The organism is Streptomyces sp. NPDC046821, assembly GCF_040645335.1.
Lineage (GTDB): Bacteria > Actinomycetota > Actinomycetes > Streptomycetales > Streptomycetaceae > Streptomyces.
This window is the reverse complement of the sequence record NZ_JBEYYB010000007.1, coordinates 112485-138188: the sequence shown is the minus strand read 5'-3', so window position 1 is coordinate 138188 and position 25704 is coordinate 112485. Positions and strand designations below refer to the sequence as shown.

24 protein-coding genes and 1 riboswitch are annotated in these 25704 nt (G+C 70.2%); of the genes, 12 read left to right on the top strand and 12 right to left on the bottom strand.

Annotation, left to right across the window (positions count from 1 at the left end; all coding sequences use genetic code 11):
- The first annotated feature begins 160 nt into the window (after positions 1–160).
- The 4 genes from ABZ893_RS15730 to ABZ893_RS15715 are packed head-to-tail and all read left to right on the top strand — an operon-like array spanning position 161 to position 3310.
- On the top strand, positions 161–1006 hold the full coding sequence (locus ABZ893_RS15730; protein ID WP_361402842.1) for a hypothetical protein: 846 nt from the start codon (positions 161–163) through the stop codon (positions 1004–1006).
- Positions 1003–2481, top strand: coding sequence for an AAA family ATPase (locus ABZ893_RS15725; protein WP_361402839.1), 1479 nt, complete (start codon positions 1003–1005; stop codon positions 2479–2481). Before ABZ893_RS15730 ends, ABZ893_RS15725 begins: the two co-directional genes overlap by 4 nt.
- The gene (locus tag ABZ893_RS15720) at positions 2478–2993 is read left to right on the top strand and encodes a hypothetical protein (RefSeq protein WP_361402837.1); all 516 of its coding nucleotides are present in this window, start codon (positions 2478–2480) and stop codon (positions 2991–2993) included. Before ABZ893_RS15725 ends, ABZ893_RS15720 begins: the two co-directional genes overlap by 4 nt.
- Positions 2994–3019: 26 nt before the next feature.
- Positions 3020–3310 carry a hypothetical protein gene (locus ABZ893_RS15715; protein WP_361402834.1) on the top strand — a complete coding sequence of 97 codons (291 nt, stop codon included), beginning with the start codon at positions 3020–3022 and terminating at the stop codon, positions 3308–3310.
- Positions 3311–3522: 212 nt separating this feature from the next.
- Here the strand turns inward: ABZ893_RS15715 and groL are convergent, their stop codons facing one another.
- The 4 genes from groL to thrC all read right to left on the bottom strand — a co-directional run bounded on the left by groL (position 3523) and on the right by thrC (position 7770).
- The gene (groL, locus tag ABZ893_RS15710) at positions 3523–5145 is read right to left on the bottom strand and encodes a chaperonin GroEL (protein ID WP_361402832.1); all 1623 of its coding nucleotides are present in this window, start codon (positions 5143–5145) and stop codon (positions 3523–3525) included.
- A 336-nt stretch (positions 5146–5481) separates the two neighbouring features.
- Entirely contained in the window at positions 5482–5688 is a 207-nt protein-coding gene (locus tag ABZ893_RS15705) for a cold-shock protein (RefSeq protein ID WP_003967346.1), read from the bottom strand.
- 415 nt (positions 5689–6103) lie between these two features.
- Positions 6104–6379 carry a MoaD/ThiS family protein gene (locus ABZ893_RS15700; protein ID WP_361402829.1) on the bottom strand — a complete coding sequence of 92 codons (276 nt, stop codon included), beginning with the start codon at positions 6377–6379 and terminating at the stop codon, positions 6104–6106.
- 95 nt (positions 6380–6474) lie between these two features.
- Positions 6475–7770 carry a threonine synthase gene (gene thrC / locus ABZ893_RS15695; protein WP_361402826.1) on the bottom strand — a complete coding sequence of 432 codons (1296 nt, stop codon included), beginning with the start codon at positions 7768–7770 and terminating at the stop codon, positions 6475–6477.
- Between the two features lie 17 nt (positions 7771–7787).
- Positions 7788–7918: riboswitch (SAM riboswitch) on the bottom strand.
- Between the two features lie 159 nt (positions 7919–8077).
- On the opposite strand from thrC, the gene ABZ893_RS15690 reads away from it, so the two are divergent.
- Together ABZ893_RS15690 and ABZ893_RS15685 are read left to right on the top strand one after the other, a co-directional pair.
- Positions 8078–9025: a glucosyl-3-phosphoglycerate synthase gene (locus ABZ893_RS15690; protein WP_361402823.1), complete on the top strand. Its 948-nt coding sequence runs from the start codon at positions 8078–8080 to the stop codon at positions 9023–9025.
- Between the two features lie 326 nt (positions 9026–9351).
- Positions 9352–10749, top strand: coding sequence for a trehalose-6-phosphate synthase (locus tag ABZ893_RS15685; protein ID WP_361402820.1), 1398 nt, complete (start codon positions 9352–9354; stop codon positions 10747–10749).
- Between the two features lie 22 nt (positions 10750–10771).
- On the opposite strand, the gene otsB is transcribed toward ABZ893_RS15685, so the two are convergent.
- The 3 genes from otsB to ABZ893_RS15670 are packed head-to-tail and all read right to left on the bottom strand — an operon-like array spanning position 10772 to position 13262.
- Positions 10772–11629, bottom strand: coding sequence for a trehalose-phosphatase (gene otsB / locus ABZ893_RS15680; protein ID WP_361402817.1), 858 nt, complete (start codon positions 11627–11629; stop codon positions 10772–10774).
- Between the two features lie 33 nt (positions 11630–11662).
- Positions 11663–11977 (bottom strand): DUF3263 domain-containing protein, encoded by a 315-nt coding sequence (locus ABZ893_RS15675; protein ID WP_361403546.1) that lies wholly within the window; start codon positions 11975–11977, stop codon positions 11663–11665.
- A 34-nt stretch (positions 11978–12011) separates the two neighbouring features.
- Complete coding sequence (locus ABZ893_RS15670) at positions 12012–13262, bottom strand: extracellular solute-binding protein (RefSeq protein WP_361402815.1); 1251 nt, start codon at positions 13260–13262, stop codon at positions 12012–12014.
- 205 nt (positions 13263–13467) lie between these two features.
- Here ABZ893_RS15670 and ABZ893_RS15665 point away from each other — a divergent pair, with 205 nt between their 5' ends.
- From ABZ893_RS15665 to ABZ893_RS15655, 3 genes are all read left to right on the top strand, one after another.
- Positions 13468–14475: an ROK family protein gene (locus tag ABZ893_RS15665; RefSeq protein ID WP_361402812.1), complete on the top strand. Its 1008-nt coding sequence runs from the start codon at positions 13468–13470 to the stop codon at positions 14473–14475.
- Positions 14475–15620: an N-acetylglucosamine-6-phosphate deacetylase gene (gene nagA, locus ABZ893_RS15660; protein ID WP_361402809.1), complete on the top strand. Its 1146-nt coding sequence runs from the start codon at positions 14475–14477 to the stop codon at positions 15618–15620. Before ABZ893_RS15665 ends, nagA begins: the two co-directional genes overlap by 1 nt.
- 84 nt (positions 15621–15704) lie before the next feature.
- The gene (locus ABZ893_RS15655) at positions 15705–16637 is read left to right on the top strand and encodes a 1-phosphofructokinase family hexose kinase (protein WP_361402806.1); all 933 of its coding nucleotides are present in this window, start codon (positions 15705–15707) and stop codon (positions 16635–16637) included.
- 41 nt (positions 16638–16678) lie between these two features.
- On the opposite strand, the gene ABZ893_RS15650 is transcribed toward ABZ893_RS15655, so the two are convergent.
- Positions 16679–17665, bottom strand: coding sequence for a carbohydrate-binding protein (locus tag ABZ893_RS15650; protein ID WP_361402804.1), 987 nt, complete (start codon positions 17663–17665; stop codon positions 16679–16681).
- A 99-nt stretch (positions 17666–17764) separates the two neighbouring features.
- The gene (gene cdgB / locus ABZ893_RS15645; protein ID WP_361402801.1) at positions 17765–19447 is read right to left on the bottom strand and encodes a diguanylate cyclase CdgB; all 1683 of its coding nucleotides are present in this window, start codon (positions 19445–19447) and stop codon (positions 17765–17767) included.
- Between the two features lie 366 nt (positions 19448–19813).
- Between cdgB and ABZ893_RS15640 the strand changes: the two genes are divergently transcribed.
- On the top strand, positions 19814–20368 hold the full coding sequence (locus ABZ893_RS15640; protein ID WP_361403543.1) for a flavin reductase family protein: 555 nt from the start codon (positions 19814–19816) through the stop codon (positions 20366–20368).
- An 88-nt stretch (positions 20369–20456) separates the two neighbouring features.
- On the opposite strand, the gene arfB is transcribed toward ABZ893_RS15640, so the two are convergent.
- The gene (gene arfB / locus ABZ893_RS15635) at positions 20457–20894 is read right to left on the bottom strand and encodes an alternative ribosome rescue aminoacyl-tRNA hydrolase ArfB (RefSeq protein ID WP_361402799.1); all 438 of its coding nucleotides are present in this window, start codon (positions 20892–20894) and stop codon (positions 20457–20459) included.
- Positions 20895–21060: 166 nt separating this feature from the next.
- Between arfB and ABZ893_RS15630 the strand changes: the two genes are divergently transcribed.
- Positions 21061–21636, top strand: coding sequence for a TerD family protein (locus tag ABZ893_RS15630; RefSeq protein ID WP_361402796.1), 576 nt, complete (start codon positions 21061–21063; stop codon positions 21634–21636).
- Positions 21637–21991: 355 nt separating this feature from the next.
- The gene (locus ABZ893_RS15625; protein WP_361403541.1) at positions 21992–23548 is read left to right on the top strand and encodes a M4 family metallopeptidase; all 1557 of its coding nucleotides are present in this window, start codon (positions 21992–21994) and stop codon (positions 23546–23548) included.
- A gap of 40 nt (positions 23549–23588) precedes the next feature.
- Here ABZ893_RS15625 and ABZ893_RS15620 read toward each other — a convergent pair whose 3' ends face one another.
- Entirely contained in the window at positions 23589–24968 is a 1380-nt protein-coding gene (locus ABZ893_RS15620; protein WP_361402793.1) for a M1 family metallopeptidase, read from the bottom strand.
- Positions 24969–25126: 158 nt separating this feature from the next.
- A complete protein-coding gene (locus ABZ893_RS15615) occupies positions 25127–25678 on the bottom strand; it encodes a heme-binding protein (RefSeq protein ID WP_361402790.1) in 552 nt (183 codons plus the stop codon).
- Positions 25679–25704 lie beyond the last annotated feature (26 nt).

Here is a 25704-nt window from a genome sequence, read left to right as displayed (position 1 = left end):
ACCCACCCTCCCTGCGAGTTGACGTATCGGCGACTTTCCGGGACCGACTTGCCACGGAGGGTGACGACGCTCTAGCGTGACGGCAAAACTTAACGACCCCCGTCGGTGCTACCAACACCGGCCGGGGGTCTGGCCACACAATCGAGAGTGATTCGACCCCATGGCTCACGCCAACTTTAATGCTGCCCATCCGCAGGCGAAACCCGGGTACGGCAAGCGTTCCGCACCCTCCCAGAAGCCGCGCACGGCACAGGACTTCACGCATCTGCCGCCCCGCGAAGCGGCGATCGCCGCGTACATCGACCGGTTGCCCGAGGGCGCCGACATCTCGGTGAAGACGCTGGCGAAACACCTCCCGTACGGGCAGTGCGCGCTGCGCACGGCGCTCAACCGCCTCCAGACGGCAGGCCACCTGAGGCGGGGCCGGGAACACGTACTCGGCTCGGGCTCGCAGCACTGGATCACCAGGACCTGGTTCACGCGGACGGCGCGGGCCGACGACTGGTGGGCAGCGTTCGTACGCGGAGACGCCGCCCCACACCAGGACGAGGAGCCCGAACGCCCCACCCGCAGCCGGGAGTTCACGCTGCTGGCGGCGTTGGGCCGCGAAACCCCGGCGCTGTCCCTGTCGGGAGCGGACTGCACGGCACTGGTGCCGCAGGTGGCGGAATGGTTCGAGCGAGGGGCGACGGAGGACCAGATCAAACGGGCCCTGACCGCGGGCCTCCCGCCGGTGATCCACAGCCCGGCGGCCCTGATCCGCACCCGCCTGACGACAAAACTCCCACCCGAACCGGCCGCACCGCCCGCACGGGACGTGCTCCGCATCATGGAATGCGCCAAATGCCGCGCCCCCGGCCGCCCAGAAGCCCTCCCCGGCGGCCACTGCCGCACCTGCCGCGAGGGCGGAACCAGGCCCCCACGCCCGGCCGACGGCCTCCCCACCACGGCCCAGGTCCAGGCCCACGCGGCGGCGGCCCGCATGGCGATGCGGGCCGGGGCATGACCGGATTCATCGGGCGGCAGGCCGAGCTGGCTCTGCTCGGCAAACGGCTCGCTCACGTCACAGCGAGCGGTGAGGGGCGAGCTGTGGCTCTGCGCGGGCGCTGGCAGGCCGGCAAGTCCCGACTGGTGCAGGAGGTCTGCGACCGGTCCGGAGTGCCATACCTGTACGTCACCGCCGTCAAAGGAGCCTCTCCCGCCCAGGCGGTCGACGACTTCCTGCGCGAGCTGCGCTCCTCCAGCCTGCCGGACAAGCCTGAGCTGGTACCGGCGCACGGCGGTGGCGACTGGGGCGAGGCCCTGCGGGCGCTGGCCGCCGCGCTCCCCTCGCGGCCGTCCATCGTCGTACTCGACGAACTGCCGTGGCTGTCCGAGCAGGACAAGTCGTTCGACGGCGCACTGCAGACCGCCTGGGACCGGCTGTTGTCGCGGCGCCCGGTGCTGCTCCTGCTGCTCGGCAGCGATCTGCACATGATGGAGCGGCTCACCGCCTACGACCGGCCGTTCTTCGGACGCGCGGACAACCTCGTGCTCGGGCCGCTGAACCCGGCCGAGGTCGGCGGCGCGCTCGGGCTCGACGACGCCGACGCGCTGGACGCGCACCTGGTCACCGGCGGGCTGCCGGGCATCGTCCGCGCCTGGCCGCACGGCACACCCGCGCCGGGCTTCCTGCACGCCGAGTGCGCGGACCCGGCCTCGCCCGTGTTCTCCGTACCGGAATCGTCGCTGGCCTCCGAGTTCCCGGCACCGGACCAGTCGCGCCGGGTACTGGAGGCGGTCGGATCCGGCGACCGTACGCACGCGAACATCGCGGCGAGCGCGGGAGGCCACGACAGTCCGCTGCCCTCGGGTGCGCTCTCGCCGATACTGCGCCGGCTCACCCACGACAAGCGCGTCCTCACCATGACCGAACCGCTCTCGGTCAAGCCCGGCAAGCCCGCTCTGTACCACGTGGCCGACTCCAATCTGCGGCTCTACCTGGCGATGACGCGCGCCGCCCAGGAGCAGGCACGGCGCGGACGGGAGGACGCGGCCCGGCGGCTGGTCGAACGGCGCTGGAGCAGCTGGCGCGGCCGGGCCGTCGAACCGCTGATCCGCGAATCGCTGCTCCTCGCCGCACTCGACGGCAAGCTCCCTGACGATACGTACGGTGACGTGGAAGCGGTCGGCGGCTGGTGGAACCGGCGATTCGACCCCGAGCTGGACCTGGTCGGCGCCGATCGCGCGCCCGTCGCCCGACGCATCGCCTTCGTAGGCTCCGTGAAGTGGCACGACACCCCGGCCACCCGCGCCCACGCCGAGGAACTGGCGGCAGCCGCCCCACAGGTCCCCGGTTTCCAGCCCGGCCGAACCGGCCTCGTCCTCGCGACCCGACAGGGCACGGCGGGCGACGTCTCGGCGAGCGGCGTCTCCCTCGTATGGCAGCCGCACGACGTGGTCGGCGCCTGGCGCGACTCCCGTACCAGAATGGGCGCATGAGCGATGATCGCGTCTTCGTGCGCAGCAAATGGGGCACCAGCCGGTACGTCTACAACGCCGACAACCCCATAGGCATGGCCCTGATCATCGGCTCACTGCTGTTCGCCGCCGCGGGCATGTACTGGCTCTACCACCCGGACCTCTTCGAGAGTGGCTGGAAGGGCGACGACCTGCGCAAGGGCGTATCCGGTGCGACCGCCGAACTGTCGGCGGAGAAACGGTCCGGCCCCGGCGGCGACAGCTACCTCTTCGCGGACATCCTGAAGCAGGACATCGTCGAGCACGGCCAGGGCCCCGCAGACGCCCTGAAGGTCACTCTTGCGTCCGAACCCGCGCAGTGGGACGTCTTGAAGGGCGGCCTTCAAAAAGCCTCGTACTCGGTCTCCGCGCGCGGCACCGACACGGCGTTCTGCCTGCACGTCTCCGCCATGGCGAAGGCGAAGTCCATCGACTACGACTACGTGAACTTCACGATCGGCAACGGCGCCTGCCCCTCCACCGACATGCAGTAGCCCGACGCCTGACCCATCCTGGATCCATGGCTGAAAGCACCTTGTCGAAGATTTCCTGGACGGAGTTCCGACCCGACCAGGGACGCCTGGCCACCGGTGCCGCGCTGACCGGCCTGGGAATGCTGATCGCGGCCGCCGGCGTCGGCGTACTGGTCTACGAACTCGCCCGAGCCGGCCGCAGCTGGACGGGCACCTGGGACGCCCCGCCGTCCAAAATCGCCACCCACGCCCTCCACCAGGCCCAAGCAGCAGCCCAAAGCGCCACGAGGGCCGGCAAACAAGCCTGGATGACCTACGAGGAGTCGGATACTCCGTGAGGGTCTAGGGCTGAGGCTCTGGCGCTCCGTACCTCGCGTGGCGACTGCGCGTGGCTACTTCGCGTTGCGCTCCCGCAGGCAAGCGCCCCGTCAGGGGCGCGGGGAACTGCGCGAACAACCCCCACCGGCCCGCGCCCGAAAACGCCCAAGGGCGGCCCCCCTCGCAGAGGGGAACCGCCCAAGGAACAGACAACCTAAGCCAATTACTCGGCTCAGAAGTCCATGTCACCGCCGGGCATACCGCCACCGGCCGGCGCAGCCGACTTCTCCGGCTTGTCAGCGATAACAGCCTCGGTGGTGAGGAAGAGCGCAGCGATGGACGCCGCGTTCTGCAGCGCGGAACGCGTCACCTTCGCCGGGTCGAGAATGCCCTCGGCGATCATGTCGACGTACTCACCCGTCGCGGCGTTGAGGCCGTGACCGATCGGAAGGTTGCGAACCTTCTCCACGACGACGCCACCCTCAAGACCACCGTTGACGGCGATCTGCTTGAGCGGGGCCTCCAGGGCGAGCTTCACGGCGTTCGCGCCGGTCGCCTCGTCACCCTCGAGCTCCAGCTTGTCGAAGACCGCGGAGGCCTGCAGCAGGGCCACGCCACCACCGGCGACGATGCCCTCCTCGACGGCCGCCTTCGCGTTGCGAACGGCGTCCTCGATGCGGTGCTTGCGCTCCTTGAGCTCGACCTCGGTCGCGGCACCGGCCTTGATGACCGCAACACCGCCGGCGAGCTTCGCCAGGCGCTCCTGCAGCTTCTCGCGGTCGTAGTCGCTGTCCGAGTTCTCGATCTCGGCACGGATCTGGTTGACGCGACCCTGGACCTGGTCGCTGTCACCGGCGCCGTCGACGATCGTCGTCTCGTCCTTGGTGATGACGACCTTGCGGGCGCGGCCGAGCAGGTCGAGACCGGCGTTCTCCAGCTTGAGGCCGACCTCCTCGGAGATGACGGTGCCACCGGTGAGGATGGCGATGTCGCCGAGCATGGCCTTGCGGCGGTCACCGAAGCCCGGGGCCTTGACGGCGACGGACTTGAAGGTGCCACGGATCTTGTTGACGACCAGGGTCGACAGGGCCTCGCCCTCGACGTCCTCGGCGATGATCAGCAGCGGCTTGCCGGACTGCATGACCTTCTCGAGCAGCGGAAGGAGGTCCTTCACGTTGCCGATCTTCGAGTTGACGATGAGGATGTACGGGTCGTCGAGCGACGACTCCATACGCTCCATGTCGGTGGCGAAGTACGCCGAGATGTAGCCCTTGTCGAAGCGCATACCCTCGGTGAGCTCAAGCTCCAGACCGAAGGTCTGGGACTCCTCGACGGTGATGACGCCTTCCTTGCCGACCTTGTCCATGGCCTCGGCGATGAGCTCGCCGATCTGGGTGTCGGCGGCCGAGATGGAGGCCGTAGAAGCGATCTGCTCCTTGGTCTCGACATCCTTGGCCTGCTCGAGGAGAGCGGCGGAGACGGCCTCGACGGCCTTCTCGATACCGCGCTTCAGAGCCATCGGGTTGGCACCGGCGGCCACGTTGCGCAGACCCTCGCGCACCAGGGCCTGGGCCAGGACGGTCGCGGTCGTCGTGCCGTCACCGGCGACGTCGTCCGTCTTCTTCGCGACCTCCTTGACCAGCTCGGCGCCGATCTTCTCGTACGGGTCCTCGAGCTCGATCTCCTTGGCGATGGAAACACCATCGTTGGTGATCGTGGGGGCACCCCACTTCTTCTCGAGGACGACGTTGCGACCCTTGGGGCCCAGGGTCACCTTGACGGCGTCGGCGAGCTGGTTCATGCCGCGCTCGAGGCCGCGCCGTGCCTCCTCGTCGAACGCGATGATCTTGGCCATGTGAAGTGGTCCTCCCGGACGGGGTGGAAAAGCAAGCAAACGGACCGTGCTGGTGCCCGCGACGGACGGCCTGCGCACCTTGTGGTTCCTTGCCCCACCCGGCGTGCGAGCCTCACCGACCCGATCCAAGTTCTGTCACTCTCACCTTCAGAGTGCTAACGCCAATGATTAGCACTCGCCCTAGGAGAGTGCAAGCGCCTACGGGGTTCTCGGCCAGCCCTTGAGACGGCCCGGGAGCGCGTCCGGACGCCTGTCCGGGAACGCACGAGAGGCCTGTACCCCGTTGGGGGCACAGGCCTCTCGGCGTGAGTGCGTCGGTGGCCGATCGCGTCGTACTCAGCCGACGGCGAGCTTGACCATGTCCGCCTGCGGACCCTTCTGGCCCTGCGAGATCTCGAATTCGACTCGCTGACCCTCTTCAAGGGTGCGGTAGCCGTCCATCTGGATGGCGCTGTAGTGGACGAAAACATCCGCACCACCGTCGACCGCGATGAAGCCGTACCCCTTCTCCGCGTTGAACCACTTGACGGTGCCCTGAGCCATGCCTAACTCCCCTATTACTGGCCCTTGCGCGAGGCCGCACTTCGCGGACCCGGGTCAGACCTCACGCCCCAAAGGGTTGGGGGTGTGCGCCGGAACGCGTCGACCGCGGCTGAATGTACTTGCCCAACTGCCCTCTGCAACAGGGCAATCGGGCGCGAATTCTGGGCCAGGCAGAGCGGTTATAAGCGGCGGATTTACGGGAATCCGGGGCAACTCGGGCCCGACAAATGCCACGAACACCCAATAAGGTAGGGGCAGTTTGGCTGCTTCTTGTCGGCCGACGGCCGACTTCATATATGCACTGGGCACAAGCCGCGAGCGCTGTTCCCACACTCTACCGCGCTCAACCATGCAGAATTGCCCCCTCCGTTTCTCTCCGGGAGGGGGCAATTCCGTTAACTCTTCGTGCTGTTGATCAGCCGCCGGCGACGGCGGGGATGATCGACACACTCGCGCCGTCCGCGGTGGCCGTCTCCAGGCCCTGCTCGAAGCGGACGTCGTCGTCGTTGACGTAGACGTTCACGAAGCGGCGGAGCTTGCCCTGGTCGTCCAGGACGCGCGCGGCGATGCCCGCGTGGTTCTTCTCCAGGTCGGCGATGACCTCGGAGAGATTCCCACCCTCAGCAGCCACCTCGGCCTGACCACCGGTGTAGGTACGCAGGATGGTGGGGATCCGGACGTTCACGCTCATGAGTTCACCTCAGCTATTCAGCCCCTCCGGCGTTTGAGGAGCGGGGGTCTGGGGGCAGAGCCCCCAGTCTCGGGAAGGGGCGGGTTGGGGGAGACTTACTCGGCGAGCCCAGCGGCGCGGAACGCCTCAAGGCTGGGCCGAATCGTGGCCGTAGCCTGAGAGCTCTCAGCCACCGCGTCCAGCGTCTTCAGCCCGTCACCCGTGTTCAGCACAACGGTGGTCAGCGACGGGTCAATAAGCCCGGCCTCGATCAGCTTCTTGGTCACGCCGAGCGTCACACCACCGGCGGTCTCCGCAAAGATGCCCTCAGTCCGAGCCAGCAGCTTGATCGCGTCGACAACCTGCTCGTCGTTCACATCCTCCACCGCACCACCGGTGCGACGAGCGATGTCCAGCACGTAGGGACCGTCGGCCGGGTTACCGATCGCGAGCGACTTGGCGATCGTGTTCGGCTTCTGCGGCCGCACCACGTCGTGGCCGTTCTTGAACGCGACCGACACCGGCGAGCAGCCCTCGGCCTGCGCACCGAACAGCTTGTACGGCTTGTCCTCGACGAGCCCGAGCTTGATCAGCTCCTGCAGACCCTTGTCGATCTTCGTGAACTGCGAACCGGACGCGATCGGGATGACCAGCTGGTCCGGCAGCTGCCAGCCGAGCTGCTCGCAGATCTCGTACGCGAGGGTCTTGGAGCCCTCGCCGTAGTACGGCCGCAGGTTGACGTTGACGAAGCCCCAGCCCTCGCCCAGCGGGTCGCCGATGAGCTCGGAGCAGAAACGGTTCACGTCGTCGTAGTTGCCCTCGATGGCGACGAGGTCACCGCCGTAGACACCGGCCATGACGACCTTGCCCTGCTCCAGGTCGTGCGGGATGAACACGCAGGACCGGAAGCCGGCGCGGGCCGCGGCGGCGCCGACGGCGCCGGCGAGGTTGCCGGTGGAGGAGCAGGACAGCGTGGTGAAGCCGAAGGCACGCGCGGCCTCGATGGCCTGCGCGACGACGCGGTCCTTGAAGGAGTGGGTCGGGTTGCCGGAGTCGTCCTTGACGAACAACTTGCCCTGCTCGACGCCGAGTTCACGCGCGAGGTTGTCGGCCTTGACGAGGTGCGTCCAGCCGGGGGCCAGGTTCGGCTTCTCGGCGACGTCGGCCGGGACCGGCAGCAGGGGGGCGTAACGCCAGACGTTGGCGGGGCCGGCCTCGATCTGCTTGCGCAGCGACTCGGGGTCACCGACCGGCAGGTCGTAGGCGACTTCGAGGGGACCGAAACACTCTTCACAGGCGAAGATCGGCCCGAGCGGGAACACCGTGCCGCACTCGCGGCAGGAGAGCGAAGAGGCGGGACCGAGGTCGACGGCGTCAACGGAAGAGGTGGTGGCGACAGTCTGCGCAGCCATGATGGCGAGGCCCTTTCTCCTCATCTTCCTCGCGGCGCATCTCGCCACGAGACGGAATTGGCACCTTCCCCACCTGGACCTCGCAAGGTCGGCGGGAGGGTTGCCGGGACTTCAACGGGCCGTATCCCTCTGTCCCTCTGGATGAGCGCTATTCGGTTGTTCTGCTTGTGGCGGCGACCCCGACGTGCGGTGGTCACCGGCGTTGTTCAAGACTGTAACCGAAGGGTCGGACCCTTGAGATAGTCGTCCGAACCGCGAGATGGATCACAGTTTGTGATCGACGGTGAACAGTGAGGAGCCGCGCGCCGTGCTGGAAGAAGTTGAGCGCTGGCTGAGCAGGCGTTCCTGGTCGGTCGGTGACCGCCCGCTGCCGGAGCTGGTCGCCGCCAAGCGCGCCGCGGGCACCACGGTGAGTGTCGTCCTGCCCGCGCTGAACGAGGAGGAGACGGTCGGCGAGATCGTCGCCGAGATCCGCCGCGCGCTCATGACGGAGCGCGTCCCGCTCGTCGACGAGCTGGTGGTGATCGACTCCGGTTCGACCGACCGCACCGCCGAGGTCGCGCGGGCCGCCGGGGCGCGGGTCGTGCACCGGGACACGATCCTGCCGAGGATCCCGGCCGTGCCCGGCAAGGGCGAGGTGCTGTGGCGCTCGCTGCTCGTCACCGGCGGCGACATCGTGTGCTTCGTCGACGCGGACCTGAAGGAGTTCTCCGCGGACTTCGTCTCGGGGATCGTCGGCCCGCTGCTCACGGATCCCGGCGTGGACTTCGTGAAGGCGATGTACGACCGCCCGCTCGGGACCGCCGCGGGCCAGGGCGGCCGGGTCACAGAACTCGTCGCGCGCCCGCTCCTCAATCTCCACTGGCCGCTCCTCGCCGGGTTCGTCCAGCCGCTCGGCGGCGAGTACGCGGCCCGCAGGTCGCTCCTCGAACGGCTGCCGTTCCCGGTCGGGTACGGCGTGGAGCTGGGCCTGCTCGTGGACGCGCTGCACACGGTCGGCCTGGACGCTCTCGCACAGGTCGACGTCGGCGTCCGCAAGCACCGCCACCAGGACGGGCAGGCGCTCGGGCGGATGGCGGCGGCGATCTACCGCACGGCCCAGCTGCGGCTGGCTCGCGGTCACCTCGTACGTCCCGTGCTCACCCAGTTCGAGCGCGGCGAGCAGGGCTTCGAGCCGCGCACGCACGACGTGGACACGGAGGAGCGGCCGCCGATGACGGAGATAACGGAGTACGTGGAGCGGCGGGTGGCGTAGCGGGGCGCCCTGCCGTGCGGGCGGGGCTGTGCGGCGCGTGGCGTAGGCGGCGCGCCCTGCCGTGTGGCCAGGAGTGGGCGGTGCGTGGCGTAGCCGGGGGCGGTGGTCCGGTTTGCCTACATTGCCCCTTATGTTGCTCAGATACGGCGGTCTCGCGGCCGCCCTGTGGTGGCTCGGCGCCATGGCCGTCGCGGCGATACGCAGCCGGCGGCGCTGCCCGGCACAGACGCGTGCCGGTCGGCGAATGGCTCATCCCGTACGGCCGGTCCCCTGGGGGTCCCGGTCGTCACGTTTGAGTGCCGACGGGCCTGGCTACGTGTGCCCGTATGGCTTCCACGCACGGTGCACAGATCCTTGTCGCCTCCAACCGCGGCCCGGTCTCGTACGAGCTCGGGGCCGAGGGGACGCTCGGCGCGCGGCGGGGCGGGGGCGGGCTCGTCTCGGGTCTCTCCGCGATCGGCCAGGACCCTGACGGGGCGAGCGCGGTGTGGGTGTGCGCGGCCCTCGGCGACGGGGACCGCGAGGCCGTGCGGCGGGGCGTCGGTGAGCCCGGGGTGCGGATGCTCGACATCGACGCGCGCGTGCACGCCGACGCGTACAACGGGATCGCGAACTCGGTCCTCTGGTTCGTCCACCACATGCTGTACCAAACTCCGCTCGAGCCGGTGTTCGGCCCGGAGTTCCGTGCCCAGTGGGCGTCGTACGAGGCGTACAACCGGGCGTTCGCCCAGGCGCTGGCGGCGGAGGCGGGCCAGGGGGCGGCGGTCCTCGTGCAGGATTACCACCTGGCGCTCGTGCCGGGGATGCTGCGGGAACTGCGCTCCGACCTGCGGATCGGGCACTTCTCGCACACCCCGTGGGCGCCCGTCGACTACTTCCGGATGCTGCCCGACGACATCTCACGGCAGCTGCTGCGCGGGATGCTGGGCGCGGACCGGCTCGGCTTCCTGACGCGGCGCTGGGCGGACACGTTCACCGCGTGCTGCGAGGCCCTGGTGGGCGGCACGTCGGGGACCGAGATCGGGGTGCACGGGCTCGGCGCCGACGCGGACTTCCTGCGGGAGCGCTCCCGGCGCCCGGACGTGGAGGAACGCCTCGCGGCCCTGCGGGAGCAGATCGGCGGCACGGACCGCAGGGTCATCGTCCGCGTCGACCGCACGGAACTCTCGAAGAACATCGTGCGCGGCCTGCACGCGTACGAACTGCTGCTCACGGAGCGCCCCGAGTGGCGCGAGCGGGTCGTGCACGTCGCGTTCGCGTACCCGTCCCGGCACGACCTGGCGGTGTACCGGGACTATACGACCGAGGTGTCCCGGGTGGCCGGCGGCATCAACTACCGCTTCGGCACAGCGAATTGGACCCCTGTCATCCTTCATGTGAAGGACGACTTCGCCCGCTCCCTCGCCGCGTACCGCCTCGCCGACGTGGCCCTCGTCAACCCGATCCGCGACGGCATGAACCTCGTCGCCAAGGAGGTCCCGGTCGTCTCCGACGCGGGCTGCGCGCTGGTCCTGTCGAGGGAGGCGGGGGCGTACGAGGAACTGGGCGAGGACGCGCTCGTCGTGAACCCGTACGACGTGTCGGCGACGGCGGACGCGCTGCACGCGGGCCTGCTCATGGGCACGGGTGAGCGCGCCGAGCGGACGAAGCGGCTCGCCGCCGCGGCTACCGCGCTGCCGCCGGCGCAGTGGTTCCTGGACCAGCTGAACGCGCTGCGGGGTTAGCTTTCGGGGTCAGCTTTGGGCGTCAGCTTTGGCGGGCGATGGCTGCGGCCAGTGACGACAGCAGCCCCACCACTCCCTCCGGCCCGTCCACCACCACGTCCGCGCGTTCCGCGAGTTCCGTGACCTCCGTGCTGCCGCTGCACACGAGCAGGCCCGGCACCCCGTCCGAGCGGAGCTTGTCGATCGCGGCGAACGCGGGGAGGTCGCCCAGGTCGTCGCCCGCGTAGAGGACGGAACCGGCGCCGGCTTCACCGACGTACGCGGTGAGGGCCGCGCCCTTGTCCATGCCGGGGGGCCTCAGTTCGAGGACGAGGCGGCCCGGTTCGACGATCAGTCTGTGTTGGGCCGCGAGGTGGGAGAGCGGGGTACTCAGCGCCTCGAACGCCGCCTGCGGGTCGGCCGCGCGCCGGGTGTGGACGGCGACGGCGCGGCCCTTGTCCTCCACCCAGACGCCGGGGCCGGCGCCCGCCGACTCCAGCACGGCGGGGAGTTCGGCGCGTACGGCCTCGATGCCGGGGTGCGGGGGCGGGGCGTGGACGGTGCCGGTGACGGCGTCCCAGCGCTCGGCGCCGTAATGGCCGAGGACCACGAGGTGTTCGAGGCCGGGGACTCCGGCGAAGCCGCCGTGGCGGACGGCGACCTCGGCGGGGCGGCCGGTGATCACGGCGACGGAGGCCACGTACGGGGCGAGGCCCGCGAGGGCGTGGACCGCGTCGGGGTGGGCGCGGGCCTGTTCGGGGTCGGGCACGATCGGCGCGAGCGTGCCGTCGAAGTCGAGTGCGATCACGGCCCGTCCGGGGTCCGCGAGAAGTGCGTCGAGGCCGTCACGCCCGGCGTCGGTCACCGGCGTCGGCAGGTGGTGCTGCGGTGAGCTGCCCATGGGCCGAGCCTATCCACGGGGAGTGGATTCGACTCAGCGCTCCGCCCGTCGTGCCTCCCGTACGCGGCGCAGACGGTTGACGGTGACCGGGTCGTGGGCGAGCGCCCTCGGGTCGTCGAGCAGGGCGTTCAGGAGCTGGTAGTAGCGGACCGGGGCGATGCCCAGCTCCTCGCGTACGGCCCGCTCCTTGACGCCGACGGAGGGCCAGTTGCGCCGCTCCAGGGCGAGAACGCCGAGCTCACGGACGGACAGCTCGCGGGAGCCGGGCTCGGGCTCAGGGTCGGACTGGGGTTCCGGCTCGGGCTCGGGGGGCGGCGGCGCGGTTTCGTCGGGCGATGACTCACCCACGGGCTCACTCACGGACTCACTCACAGGGGCGACGCTACTCCGCGTTCTCCGCGCGGGCGGCGGCGCGCTGGAGCTGGCCGAGGGTGGAGGCCGGGCTGCCGTTCGGGCCGACGGCGGAGCCTATGTCGCGCTTGATGCCCGCGCTGACCTCGGCCCAGGACGTCTTCCCGGCCGGGTAGAGCTGCGCGTTCGGCAGTTCTTCGAGGAACTGCCACAGCTTCTGGTCGCGCTTGTCGTCGGCCATCGTGTCGGACGCGGAGTGCGTGACCGGCAGGAGGTCGTACTCGCGCGAGAAGTCGAGGACGTTCTTCTCGCTGTAGACGAAGTCGAGGAACTTGCCGACCTGCTCCTTGTGACCGCCCTTCCGGAAAGCGGTCATCCAGTCGGTGACGCCCATGGTCGAGGGGGCCTTGCCGTCGACGCCGGGCATCGGCACCATGCCGTAGTCGACGCCCTGCTTGTCGGCCATCTGCATCAGCGTCGGGTGGCCGTTGAGCATCCCGACCTCGCCGCGCGTGAACGCCGCGAAGGCGTCCTTGCGGTCCAGCTGACCCGGCGGCGTCGGACCGGTCAGCCCCTCGCCGACCAGGTCGTTCTTCAGCCAGTCGAAGGTCCGTACGTTCTTCGCGGAGTCGAGGTCGTAGGTGCCGACGTCGTCCGTGTACCCGTCGCCGCCGCTCAGCAGCCACATCATGGTCTCGGCCTGCGCCTCCTCCTTGCCGAGCGGCAGCGCGTACGGGGTCTTCACGCCGTGCGCCTTGAGGGCCTCGGCGTCGGACTTGAGCTGGTCCCACGTCTGCGGCGGGGTCAGGCCGGCCTTGGCGAACAGCGTCTTGTTGTAGAAGAGCAGCCGCGTGGACGCCGCGAAGGGCATCCCGTACTGGACGCGGGCGACCTCACCGGCGTCCGCGAGCTGCGGCAGGAAGTCGGACTGCACGGGGATCGAGAGCAGGTCGTCCGCGCTGTAGAGCTTGCCGCTCGCGGCGTAGTCGGCGTACGCGCCGATCTGCGCCATGTCGGGCGCGTGGCCGCTGTCGACCAGCTCGCGGACCTTGGCGTCGACGTCGTCCCAGGAGTAGACGCTGACGTCGACCTTGATGCCGGGGTTCTTCTTCTCGAACTCCGCGGCGAGCCCGTCCCAGTACTTCTGTGAGCTGTTCGCCGGGGAGTCGCCGTAGTCGGCAGCCACCAGCTTCAAGGTCACGTCACCGGATCCCGGTCCCCCGCAGCCGGCCAGCGTCGCCGCCATGCCGAGCGCGGCCACCGCCGCCGTCAGACCTGTCATGCGCCGCCGCTGCACGCCGGTTCCCCCTCGTGTTGCCTCACTGCTTCACTGCTCTGTGGTCTAGACACAAGGTCTACACCACTCACCCATGTGGCCCGCAACGGGTCTTCGTCGCAGAACCCGCACACGCGTGATCCGTACACATCGACGCAAGATCCATGCAAGTGGACTAGACCTGTTGGGGCGGAGGCGGGACACTGTTTCCGTGAGACACGTCATCGCCCTCGATGTGGGCGGCACCGGAATGAAGGCCGCGCTGGTCGGGGCCGACGGCACCCTGCTCCACCAGGCGCGGCGCGCCACCGGGCGGGAGCGGGGCCCGGACGCGGTCGTCGAGACCATCCTCGGCTTCGCCGCCGACCTGCGCGCGTACGGCGAGGAGCACCTCGGCGAGCCCGCCGCCGCGGCCGGTGTCGCGGTGCCCGGCATCGTCGACGACGAGCACGGCATCGCCCTGTACGCGTCGAACCTCGGCTGGCGCGACGTCCCCATGCGCCGCCTGCTCAGCGAACGCCTCGGCGGCATCCCCGTCGCCCTCGGCCACGACGTGCGCACCGGCGGCCTCGGCGAGGGGCGGCTCGGCGCGGGCCAGGGCGCGGACCGCTTCCTGTTCGTACCGCTCGGCACGGGCATCGCGGGCGCGATCGGCATCGCCGGACACATCGAACCCGGCGCGCACGGCTCCGCCGGGGAGATCGGCCACATCGTCGTACGGCCCGGCGGCATCGACTGCGGCTGCGGGCAGCGCGGCTGCCTGGAGCGTTACGCGTCCGCGTCGGCGGTCTCGCTGGCGTGGGCCGAGGCGAGCGGCGACCCGGACGCCGACGCCGCGGACTGCGCGAAGGCCGTCGAGTCGGGCGACGCGACCGCCCGGCGGGTCTGGCTCGACGCGGTCGCCGCGCTCGCGGACGGCCTGGTCACCGCGCTCACCCTGCTGGACCCGCGCACGCTGATCATCGGTGGCGGACTCGCGGAGGCCGGGGAAACCTTGTTCACACCCCTGCGGGCCGCCGTCGAGGAACGCGTGACGTTCCAGAAGCTGCCCACGATCGTCCCGGCGGCCCTGGGGGACACCGCCGGCTGCCTGGGCGCGGGGCTGCTCGCGTGGGACCTGCTGGAAGGGTCCGCCGACGACGCGTCATCCGAGTCTCCGGCCACCGAGGGCAACTCGACCCAAGCACCGTCCACCGACTCCACGGAGGTAACCGCCTGATGGCCGCTCTGAATGTCCTCTCCGGCGCCCGCGTCGTCCTGCCGGCCGGCGTCGTCGAGGACGGACGCGTGATCGTGGACGGCACGAAGATCGCCGGCACCGCACCGGCCGGCGCCCCCTCCACCGATCTCACCGGCCACTGGGTCGTCCCCGGCTTCGTCGACATGCACAACCACGGCGGCGGCGGGGCCTCCTTCACCTCCGGGTCGATCGACGACATCCTCAAGGGCGTCCGCACGCACCGCCGGCACGGCACCACGACGACCGTCGCGTCCTTCGTCACCGGCGAGACGGACTTCCTCGTACAGCGCGCGGGCCTGCTGTCCGAGCTGGCCGAGCAGGGCGAGATCGCCGGCATCCACTTCGAGGGCCCGTTCATCTCCCCCTGCCGCAAGGGCGCCCACGACGAGACGCTGCTGCGCGACCCCGAACCCGCCGAGGTCCGCAAGCTGGTCGACGCGGCGCGCGGCCAGGCCCGCATGGTCACCCTCGCCCCCGAACTCCCGGGCGGCACCGACTCCGTACGCCTCCTTGCCGAGCACGGCGTGATCGCGGCGATCGGGCACACGGACGCGACGTACGAGCAGACCGTGGCCGCCATCGACGCGGGCGCGACCGTCGCCACGCACCTCTTCAACGCGATGCCGGGCCTCGGCCACCGCGCGCCCGGCCCGATCGCGGCGCTCCTGGAGGACGAGCGGGTCACCGTCGAGCTCATCAACGACGGCACGCATCTGCACCCGGCCGCCCTGGAGCTGGCGTTCCGTCATGTGGGCGGCGGACGCGTCGCGTTCATCACGGACGCGATGGACGCGGCGGGCTTCGGTGACGGCCGGTACATGCTCGGCACCCTTGAGGTCGAGGTGAAGGACAGCGTGGCGCGGCTCGTCGAGGGCGACTCGATCGCCGGGTCGACGCTCACCCTGGACCGCGCGTTCAAGCGGGCCGCCACGATCGACAAGGTCCCGGTCGAGGACATCGTCCGGGCGATCTCCGCCAACCCCGCCCGCCTCCTCGGCGTGGACGACCGGGTCGGCTCGCTGGAGCCCGGCAAGGACGCCGATCTCGTCGTCCTGGACGGGGACTTCGAGCTCAAGGGCGTGATGCGCAAGGGCGAGTGGGTCGTCGAACCCCGGCTCGTATGAGGTCTGTGCGTGCCGCCAGGTCTTTGGCATGATCAGGCCGCGTCACTCAACGTAGTCCCGAACTGAGGGGTGGGCTGGGGTCTCGTGATCCTCACGGTCACACTGAACGCCGCGCTGGACATCACGTACGACGTGCCGGCACTGCGCCCGCACGCGTCGCACCGGGTCGGCGCGGTCACCGAACGCCCCGGCGGCAAGGGCCTCAACGTCGCCCGTGTGCTGGCCGCGCTCGGCCACGACGTGACGGTCACCGGCTTCGCGGGCGGCGGCACGGGACGCGAACTGCGGGAACAGCTCAGGGACGTCGCGCGCGTCCGGGACGCCCTCGTCCCGGTCGCCGGCTCCACCCGCCGCACCATCGCCGTCGTCGACGCCGCGTCAGGCGACACGACCCAGCTCAACGAGCCGGGCCCCCTCATCACCCCGGCCGAATGGTCCGCGTTCACCGAGGCCTACGAAGGACTGCTGACGGAGGCGTCCGCCGTCGCCCTGTGCGGCAGCCTCCCGCCCGGCGTCCCGGTCGGCGCCTACGCCCAGCTGGTCCGCACCGCACGCGCCGCCGGCGTCCCCGTACTCCTGGACTCCTCCGGCGAGCCCCTCCGCCGAGGCCTCGCCGCCCGGCCCGACATCATCAAGCCGAACGCCGACGAACTCGCCGAGCTCACCGGCTCTCACGAACCCCTGCGCGCCACCCGCGACGCCCGCCGCCGCGGCGCCCACGCCGTCGTCGCCTCACTCGGCGCGGACGGCCTCCTCGCGGTCACCCCCGACGGCACCTGGCGCGCCCCCGCCCCCGACCGCGTCAAGGGCAACCCGACGGGCGCCGGCGACTCGGCGGTGGCGGGCCTGCTCTCCGCCTCCGTGGAAGGCCTGCCCTGGCCGGACCGCCTGGTCCGAGCGGTGGCCCTGTCCGCGGCGACGGTCCTCGCCCCGGTCGCGGGCGAGTTCGACCGGGCGGCGTACGAGGCACTGCTCGGCAAGGTCGAAGTGGCCCGACAGACGACGACAGCGGCCTAGGGCTCTCGCCCCGGCCGCTGTCGGTCATGCCTTGGTACGGGTCAGCCGTTGCCGCCCTTGACCAGCCACATCTGGTCGAAGTTGGCGTCGCACTGGTTGCCGTCCGCGCACGAGATCGTGATCGCGTTCGTGCCCTTGCTGAGCTGGACGGCGGCCCAGGTGTTGGTCCACCCCTTCTCCCAGTCGCCTTCCTTGGCGTTGGCCCAGTTCTTCATGTTCAGCGGCCGGGTCTGTTCCTTGCCGTTGACCGTGATGAGCGCGCTCGCGTCCTTGCCGGGCACGCCGTAGTTCACCCGCAGGCTGTACGTGCCGTCCTTGGGGATGCCGTTGACCGTCCAGGTCAGCGTGGCGCCGACCTGGTTGAAGCCCTGTACGTAGACACCGCCGTCGGCCTTCGCGCCGGGGACGGTCGTCGCGGTCGACGTGCCGCCGTCCAGCTTCAGCGCCTTGGCGTCGGTCTTCGGCAGGTCGACCGGCTCGTCCGCCTTCTTGGCCGGCTTCTGGCTCGGCTGCGCGGGCTGGGAGTCGGACGAGGGGGTGGCGCCGGCATTGGCGGCCGCGGCGTCGCCCTTGTTGTCGCCGCCGAGGACGGCGACACCGATGCCTATGACGACGGCCGCCACGACCGCGAGCGCGCCGATCAGCAGGCCCTTGTGGTTGGGCCCGCGGCCCCGGCCGCCACCGTTACCGCCCTGCTGGGGCGTGACCGTGGTGGTCGCGCCGCCGGGCAGCGTCTCGGGCGCGCTGTAGTGCGCGTTCGGCTGCCCGTAGCCCTGGGCCTGCTGGCCGTACGCCTGCGCCTGCTGCCCGGGCACCTGCCCGTACGCGGCTGTCGGCGCGGCCTGTTGCTGCCCGTACTGGCGCTCGCCGACCGGTCTCACCTGGTGGTAGGACGACCGGGGACCCGGGTAGCCGTAGCCGCCGCCCCCGCTGGGCGGTGTCGCCCCGGCCGCCTGCCCGTCGGCGTACAGATAGCCGAACGGGTCGTCGTCCTCAGGCGTGCTCGCGCCGTTGTCAGCGGGCGCCATCCCTGATCACTCCCTACGAATCGCTTACCCGGGCGAGCGTACCCGCTGAGAGTGGTCCGAAGGGGTGGCGTTGACCTCACCGATACCCGCGGAACGAAATCATCCGGCCCGTCGGTGCTGCTTGGCACGGGACCTTTTCTCGATGTACATCCGCTGGTCAGCGGATTTCAGCACCTCGTCAGCCGTCATGCCGCAGTGGGCCCAGCCGATGCCGAAACTCGCACCCACACGAACTGCTCTTCCGTCGACCCGGATCGGCGGGATGATCGCGTTCCGCAAACGCACCGCGAGGTCCTCGGCGTCGGCCCGGCCGAGCCCGTCGGCGAGGACGACGAACTCGTCACCGCCGAGCCGCGCCACAGTGTCACCGTCACGGACTCCGCTGGTCAGACGGCGTGCGACCTCGATCAGGACGGCGTCACCGGTGTGGTGCCCGAACCGGTCGTTGATCGACTTGAAGCCGTCCAGGTCGCAGAAGAGGACCGCGAGCCCCTTCGTCCCGTCGTCGCCCGAGTCCTCGGGCGCGACGATGTGCACGTGGTGGTCGAAGCCGTAGTCGTCGTAGATCCCGCCGGACCGGCCGCCCGGACCGCCGTGGCCGCTCGCCGCGGCGGCAGCGGCGGCCCCCGCGAAGTCGAAACCGTGCCCGTACGCGGCGTCGACGGAGTCCGCCGTGGCCTGCTCGGGCACCTGTGGGCGACGGCACAGCCGGGCGGACAGGCGCGAGCGCAGCTCCGCCGAGTTCGGCAGTCCGGTGAGGGAGTCGTGGGACGCGCGGTGCGCGAGGTGCAGCTCGCGGCGCTTGCGCTCCTCTATGTCCTCGACGTGCGTGAGCAGGAAACGCGGCCCGTCGGCGGCGTCGGCGACCACGCTGTTGCGCAGCGACACCCATACGTACGTGCCGTCGCGCCGCGCGAGCCGCAGCTCGGCCCGCCCGCCCTCGGCCGAGGTGCGCAGCAGCGTGCCGATGTCCTCGGGGTGGACGAGGTCGGAGAACGAGTAGCGGCGCATGGCGGAGGCGGGGCGGTTGAGCAGCCGGCACAGGGCGTCGTTCGTGCGCAGGATGCGGCCGTGCTGGTCGCCGCCCATCTCGGCGATGGCCATGCCGCTGGGCGCGTACTCGAAGGCCTGCCGGAACGACTCCTCGCTGGCGCGCAGGGCCTGCTGCTCGCGCTCCAGGCGGACGAGGGCGCGCTGCGTGTTGGCGCGCAGGCGGGCGTTCGTGATGGCGATGGCGGCCTGGAAGGCGTACATCTGCAGGGCCTCGCGGCCCCAGGCGCCGGGGCGCCTGCCGTTGCGCGGGCGGTCCACGGAGATCACGCCGAGCAGCTCGCCGCCGTGGGCGCCGCCCGCCGCGTACATGGGCGCGAAGAGGCGGTCGGCCGGGTGCCACTCGTCCTCGAAGCGGGGCGGCGGACCGGCGGTGTACCACTGCGGAACGTCGTCGTCGTCGAGGACCCAGCCCTCGGTGTGCGGGATGAACCGCAGGTCACCCCAGGCCTCGCCCATCGTGAGGCGGCGGTCCCAGGAGGCGCGGGAGCCGACGCGTCCGGTGATGAGGGCTTCGGCGGAGGCGTTCCCGGAGAAGGCGGCGACGACCAGGTCACCGTCGGGGCCGACGAGATTGACGCAGGCCAGCTCGTATCCCAGGCCGGTCACGGCACCGTCGGAGACGGTCTGCAGGGTGTCGGCCAGGCTGCGGGCGGTGTTCATGTCCGCCATGACCTGGTGAAGCTGCCGCAGGGTCGCAAGACGGACGTACGGCTCCGACTCGGTCTCCATGCTCAGCTCTCCCCGAGACCTCGACAGCACTCCAGAATTCTGATCGCCGATTCCGCACATGTTCGGTCACGTGCGGATGCACGCTCTTGTTGCAGTGTCTCCGCCACTGAATCACAGCGAGCTGTGCACCCGGTACACAGGGTCAACAAAATATGGCCCCTGTGAGTCAAGTCACAAGAGAACACCTGAACGGATCCCCCGGAGGTCCTAGGACCCGTCTCGGGCGAAGGGCCGATGTGGGGGTCGCCAGGGCGCGGCTAGCGTTGACGTGTGCTGAACACTTCTCCACCCCTGAACACCTCCCCGCTCGCCCCCGGCTCCTCTGCCAACGCTTTCGCCGCCGCGTTCGTTCCCGAGCCGTCCCCCGTGCCCGCCCCCGCCTCGGCCGGGCATCCTGAGGGGGTGAGCAACGACGAGTTCCGCGCGGCCATGTCCCGACTGGCGGCGGGCGTGGTCCTGGTGACCGCGCGTGAGATGCCGCTCGACCCGGACGACCCGTCGTCGCCCCAGGGCGAGGAAGCCGGCATGACGGCGACCGCGTTCCTGTCGGTCTCGCTCGACCCGCCGCTCGTCCTGGTCAGCCTCCGCAACGGCTCCCGCATGGACGACCTGCTCGACGAGCAGCCCCTGTGGGCGGTGTCCGTGCTCGCCGAGAACCAGCGCCAGATCGCGGGCCGCTTCGCGATGAAGGGCCGCATCAGCGACCGCCTGCTCTTCGAGTCCGTCCCGCACGTACGCGGCGAGATCTCCGGCGCCCCCCTGATCACGGGCGCGCTGGCGACCCTTGAGTGCCGCACGGAACGGCGGGTGACGGCGGGCGACCACACACTGGTGATCGGACGCGTACTCGCGGCCGAACTCCCCACCACGGACGGCGAACCGCTGACGTACTTCAAGGGGAAGTACCGGCAGCTGGGCTGAGGCGCGCTCTTGGGGTGCCGCCGACGCAGCCTGGGTGGCGTGACCTGCCGCCCTCAGCCCCGGCCCCGCCCCGAGCGCCTATGGACCCTCAGTCCCAGCCGCGCCCCGACCGCCCCCGCTTCGTGTCCGAGCGTGCCTTCTTGTTGCGCAGGCGGCGCTCGTTGATGCCCCGGGGAATCTTGGTCGCGCGGCGGGGCTTGGGCGGCGGGGCGGTCGCCTCGGCGAGGAGGGCCGCGAGGCGTACGGCGGCGGTCTCGCGGTTGCGCCACTGGGACCGGTGCTCGGAGGAACGTACGGAGACGACCCCGTCGACGAGGCGGGAGGCGAGCCGCTCCAGGGCGCGCGCCTTCCACACCTCGGGCAGCGCCTCGGTGTTCGCGAGGTCGAAGCGCAGCTCGACCTGGGAGTCGCTGGTGTTCACGTGCTGGCCGCCGGGCCCGGACGACCGCGAGAATCGCCACTGGAGCTCGGCCTCCGGCAGGAAGACCGAGCCGCGGATCTGATGGGGACCGGACATGCGTTCCATGGTCGCTCCTGACCGGGGATCACGTCATCCCTTTTAAATCAGGTAAAGAAAGTAAAGACACCTGGAACCCTGGATCCCCTCCCCGGCGTTCATAGGGGTACGAGTAGCTTCGTCCACGAAGCACACCGCAGCACCGCATCACCACTTAACGAGGGAAGGACTCCCCATGGCTGTAAGCCTGTCCAAGGGTGGCAACGTCTCGCTCACCAAGGAGGCACCGGGCCTGACCGCCGTCACCGTGGGCCTCGGCTGGGACGTCCGCACCACCACCGGCACCGACTTCGACCTCGACGCCTCGGCGATCGCGGTGAACACGCAGGGCAAGGTCTACTCGGACGGCCACTTCGTCTTCTTCAACAACAAGCAGACGCCGGATCAGACCATCGTCCACACCGGCGACAACCGCACGGGCGAGGGCGCCGGCGACGACGAGGCGATCAACGTCAACCTCGCGGGCCTCCCCGCCGACGTCGACAAGATCGTCTTCCCGGTCTCCATCTACGACGCCGAGACCCGCAGCCAGAACTTCGGCCAGGTGCGCAACGCGTACATCCGGATCGTGAACCAGGCGGGCGGCTCCGAGATCGCGCGCTACGACCTCTCCGAGGACGCGGCCACCGAGACCGCCATGGTCTTCGGCGAGCTCTACCGCAACGGCGCGGAGTGGAAGTTCCGCGCGGTCGGCCAGGGCTACGCCTCGGGCCTCGTCGGCATCGCCCAGGACTTCGGCGTGAACGTCTGATCCGACGTATTGAAGACCCCCGGCCGGAGGACATCCGGTCGGGGGTCTTTCGCGTGGGCCCGGAAGACATCCTTCCGCACCCCGGACCCCGGACGCAGGCCGACGCTTCGCCGTCAAGCAGCAAATAACGGACAGTCACCCCCCGCATTCGGACATGAACCAGTAAACTTTTGACGGATCACTGTCAAAGGCTGCGCAGCCGATGTCACTCTCTCCCCGCGCCCCCACCCGACGGGTCACCTCCCACGGGTCGTTGGACACAGAAGGAGTCCGAGTGACACACCAGTCCCCTGCTCCCCGCACCGCCGGCCGCCGCACCGCAGCCCGCGCCACCGCGCTCGCCGCCTCGGCCGCGATGGTCGTCCTGGCACTGCAGAGCGGCACCGCGGCCACCGCCGCCGAACGCACCGCAGGCGCCACCGCCCTTCCGCTCAGCGCCTCGCAGCGCGCCACCGCCCTCCACGACGCGCAGACCGACGCCCCCGCGGCCGCGCGCGAACTCGGGCTCGGCAGCGGGGAGAAGCTCGTCGCCCGCGATGTCATCAAGGACGCGAACGGCACGACCCACACCCGCTACGAGCGCACCTACGACGGCCTGCCCGTGCTCGGCGGCGACCTCGTCACCCACGTCGCCAAGAACGGCGACCTCAAGGGCGTCTCCAAGGCGCACAAGGGCGCGATATCCGTGGCGTCGACCGACGCCGCCGTCGCCCCGGCCACCGCCGAGAAGTCCGCCGTCGCCACCTCGGACGCCAGGAAGGCCGCCGCCAAGAACGTCCGCAAGGTCGTCTGGGCCGCCGCCGGCAAGCCCGTCCTCGCCTACGAGACCGTCGTCACCGGCAAGCAGGCCGACGGCACCCCGAGCGAACTGCACGTCATCACCGACGCCGCCACCGGCAAGAAGCTGTACTCGTACGAAGGCATCGAGAACGGCACCGGCACCAGCGAGTACAGCGGCACCGTCACCATCGGCACCACCGCCTCTGCCGGCGGCGGCTACGACCTGACCGACGGCGGGCGCGGCGGCCACAAGACGTACGACCTGAACGGCGGGACGACCGGTACCGGCACGCTCTTCCACAACGCCACCGACGTGTGGGGCGACGGCACGGTGGCGAACCGTCAGACCGCCGCCGTCGACGCCGCGTACGGCGCCGCCGAGACCTGGGACTTCTACAAGGCCGCGTTCAACCGGAACGGCATCGCGGGCGACGGCAGAGCCGCGTACTCCCGCGTCCACTACGGGAACGCCTACGTCAACGCCTTCTGGTCCGACGCCTGCTTCTGCATGACGTACGGAGACGGAACCGGCAACGCCAAGCCGCTCACCGCGCTCGACGTCGCGGGCCACGAGATGAGCCACGGCCTGACCGCGTCCACCGCGGGCCTCAACTACAGCCGCGAGTCCGGCGGTCTGAACGAGGCGACCTCCGACATCTTCGGTACGTCGGTCGAGTTCTTCGCCAACAACTCCAGCGACGTCGGCGACTACCTCATCGGCGAGAAGATCGACATCCGCGGCAACGGCACCCCGCTGCGCTACATGGACCAGCCCAGCAAGGACGGCGCCTCCGCCGACTACTGGTCCAAGAAGGTCGGCAGCCTCGACGTGCACTACTCGTCGGGCGTCGCCAACCACTTCTTCTACCTGCTGAGCGAGGGCAGCGGCAGCAAGACCATCAACGGCGTCACCTACAACTCGCCGACCGCCAACAACGCCACCCTCACCGGCATCGGCCGGGACAAGGCCGACCAGATCTGGTACAAGGCCCTGTCCACGTACATGACGTCCACGACGGACTACGCGGCCGCGCGCACCGCCACCCTCCAGGCGGCGAGCGACCTGTACGGAGCGAACAGCCCCGAGCAGCAGGCCGTCGCGGCCACCTGGACCGCCGTGAACGTGAAGTAGCCCTGTAGATAAGCGAGTTCGGGAGCCGGTCCGCCCACGACTACGGGTGGGCCGGCTTTCCCTTGCCGTACAGCCAGACGTCCCACACCGGCTTCAGGTTCTTGTCCGGGTTCTGCTGCTCGACGTACTTGGTGAAGTCGGCGGTGTCCGCGTTGCCGTAACGGTGCGAGGCCGGCCAGCTCTTGAGCAGCGCGAAGAACTTGGCGTCGCCGATCGTCTTGCGGATCTCGTGCAGCACCATCGCCCCGCGCTGGTAGACCGGCGCGTCCGAGATGTGATCGGCGCCCGACGGCTTCCCCGGCGGGAACGACCACACCGCGTCGTCGGCCGGCTTCGCGTACTGCCGGTCGAAGACCGCCTGCACGCTGTCGCCGCCGTGGTCGGCGCCCCACAGCCACCCGGCGTAGGTGGCGAAGCCCTCGTTCAGCCACATGTCGCGCCACGACTTCGGCGTCACGGAGTCGCCGTACCACTCGTGCGACATCTCGTGGACGAGCGAGCCGATGCTCGGGCTGCCGGGGAACACCGGCCGGTTCTGCGTCTCGAGCGCGTACCCGGAGGCGCCGTTCTTGTCGACGACGGCGCCGGTGGACGAGAACGGGAACGGGCCGAACATCTTCGTCTCCCACGCCATCACGTCCGGGAGCTGCGCCAGGACGTCCTTGCTCGCGTCCGCCTGGGAGGGGTCCACCGCCGTGTAGACGGGCAGCCCGTCGGGCGTCTTGTACTGCTTGATGTCGTACTTGCCGATCGCCAGCATCGCCACGTAACTCGCCATCGGCTGCGCCGTGTGCCAGTTGAACGTGGTGCGCCCGCCCGCCGTGGAACGCTTCGTCAGCTCCCCGTTCGACACGGCCTCCAGCCCGTCGGGGACGGAGACGCGGACGTCGTACGAGGCCTTGTCGGACGGGGTGTGGTTGCCGGGGAACCAGGCCATGGACCCGGTGGGCTCGCCGAGCGCGAGGGCGCCGTCGTCCGTCGGGAGCCACCCCTCCTCGGATTCGTCCGGGTCGGTGATCTTCTCGGGCTTGCCGGAGTACGACACGACCGTGTGGAACGTGGTGCCCTCTTCGAGCGTGACGTTCGGACGGACCGTCAGTTCCTGCCCGTCGCGCTTGAACCCTGCCTTGTGCCCGTCGACCGTGACCTCATGGACCGTCATGCCCAGCAGGTCGAAGCTGAACGCGCTGAGGTCCTTGGTGGCCGTCGCGGTGATGTCCGCTCTGCCCGTAAGGGGCTGCCCGCCGAGGTTGTAGTCCAGGTCGAGCGAGTAGTGCTTCGCGTCGTAGCCGCCGTTCCCTATTTTCGGGAAGTACTCGTCGCCCACCCCCTTGCCGCCGGGCGTACCGGAACTCGAACAGGCCGCCAGCGCCACGACGAGCGGAACGGCCAGTGCTGCGGACAACCGAGAGCTGCGCATCCGTTGATCGTAGGCCGGGTTCGCGCCGATGCGCCTTCTCAAACGTCGCCGCGCCCGGACGTGGCGAAGGCGCCCACCGAACGGTGGGCGCCTTCAGGCACTGCAGGGGGAGCTGCAGGCCAGGTATTTCAGGTGTGCCGCAGATACTTCAGGGTGGGTCAGCCGTTCAGCGCGGCCACGCCGGCCTGCGCGAACTTCTCGTCCAGGTCGCCCGAGGGGGCACCCGCGACGCCGACACCGGCGATCGGAGCGTTCTTGGCGTCGACCGGAGCGCCACCGCCCAGGAACAGGGTGCCCGGGATGTCCTTCAGGTTCGGGGTGGTCTCGAGGCGCTTGGCGAGCTCGGAGGTCGGGGCGTTCCAGGAGACGGCGGTGTACGCCTTCTTCACGGCCGACTCGTAGGACTGCGGGCCGGCACCGTCGCCGCGGAGCGTGACGATGGTGTTGCCGTTGCGGTCGACGACCGCCACGGAGACACGCTGGTTCTCCTTCTTCGCGGCGTCGAGCGCGGCCTGCGCGGCCTTGGTGGCGGCCTCGACGGTCAGGTGCGTCGACGTCGTGAGGTTGGCGTCCGAAGCGGCCGAGGTCGCGGCGGCGGGGGCGGCGGCCGGGGCGGCGTTCGCGGAGACCGCGCCGAAGGTACCGGCGACAACGGCGGCGAGGACGGCGCCACCGGTCAGAACACGGGCGCGCTTCGAGATCTTGTTCATGACGAGTGCTCCTGGTGTGGTCGAGT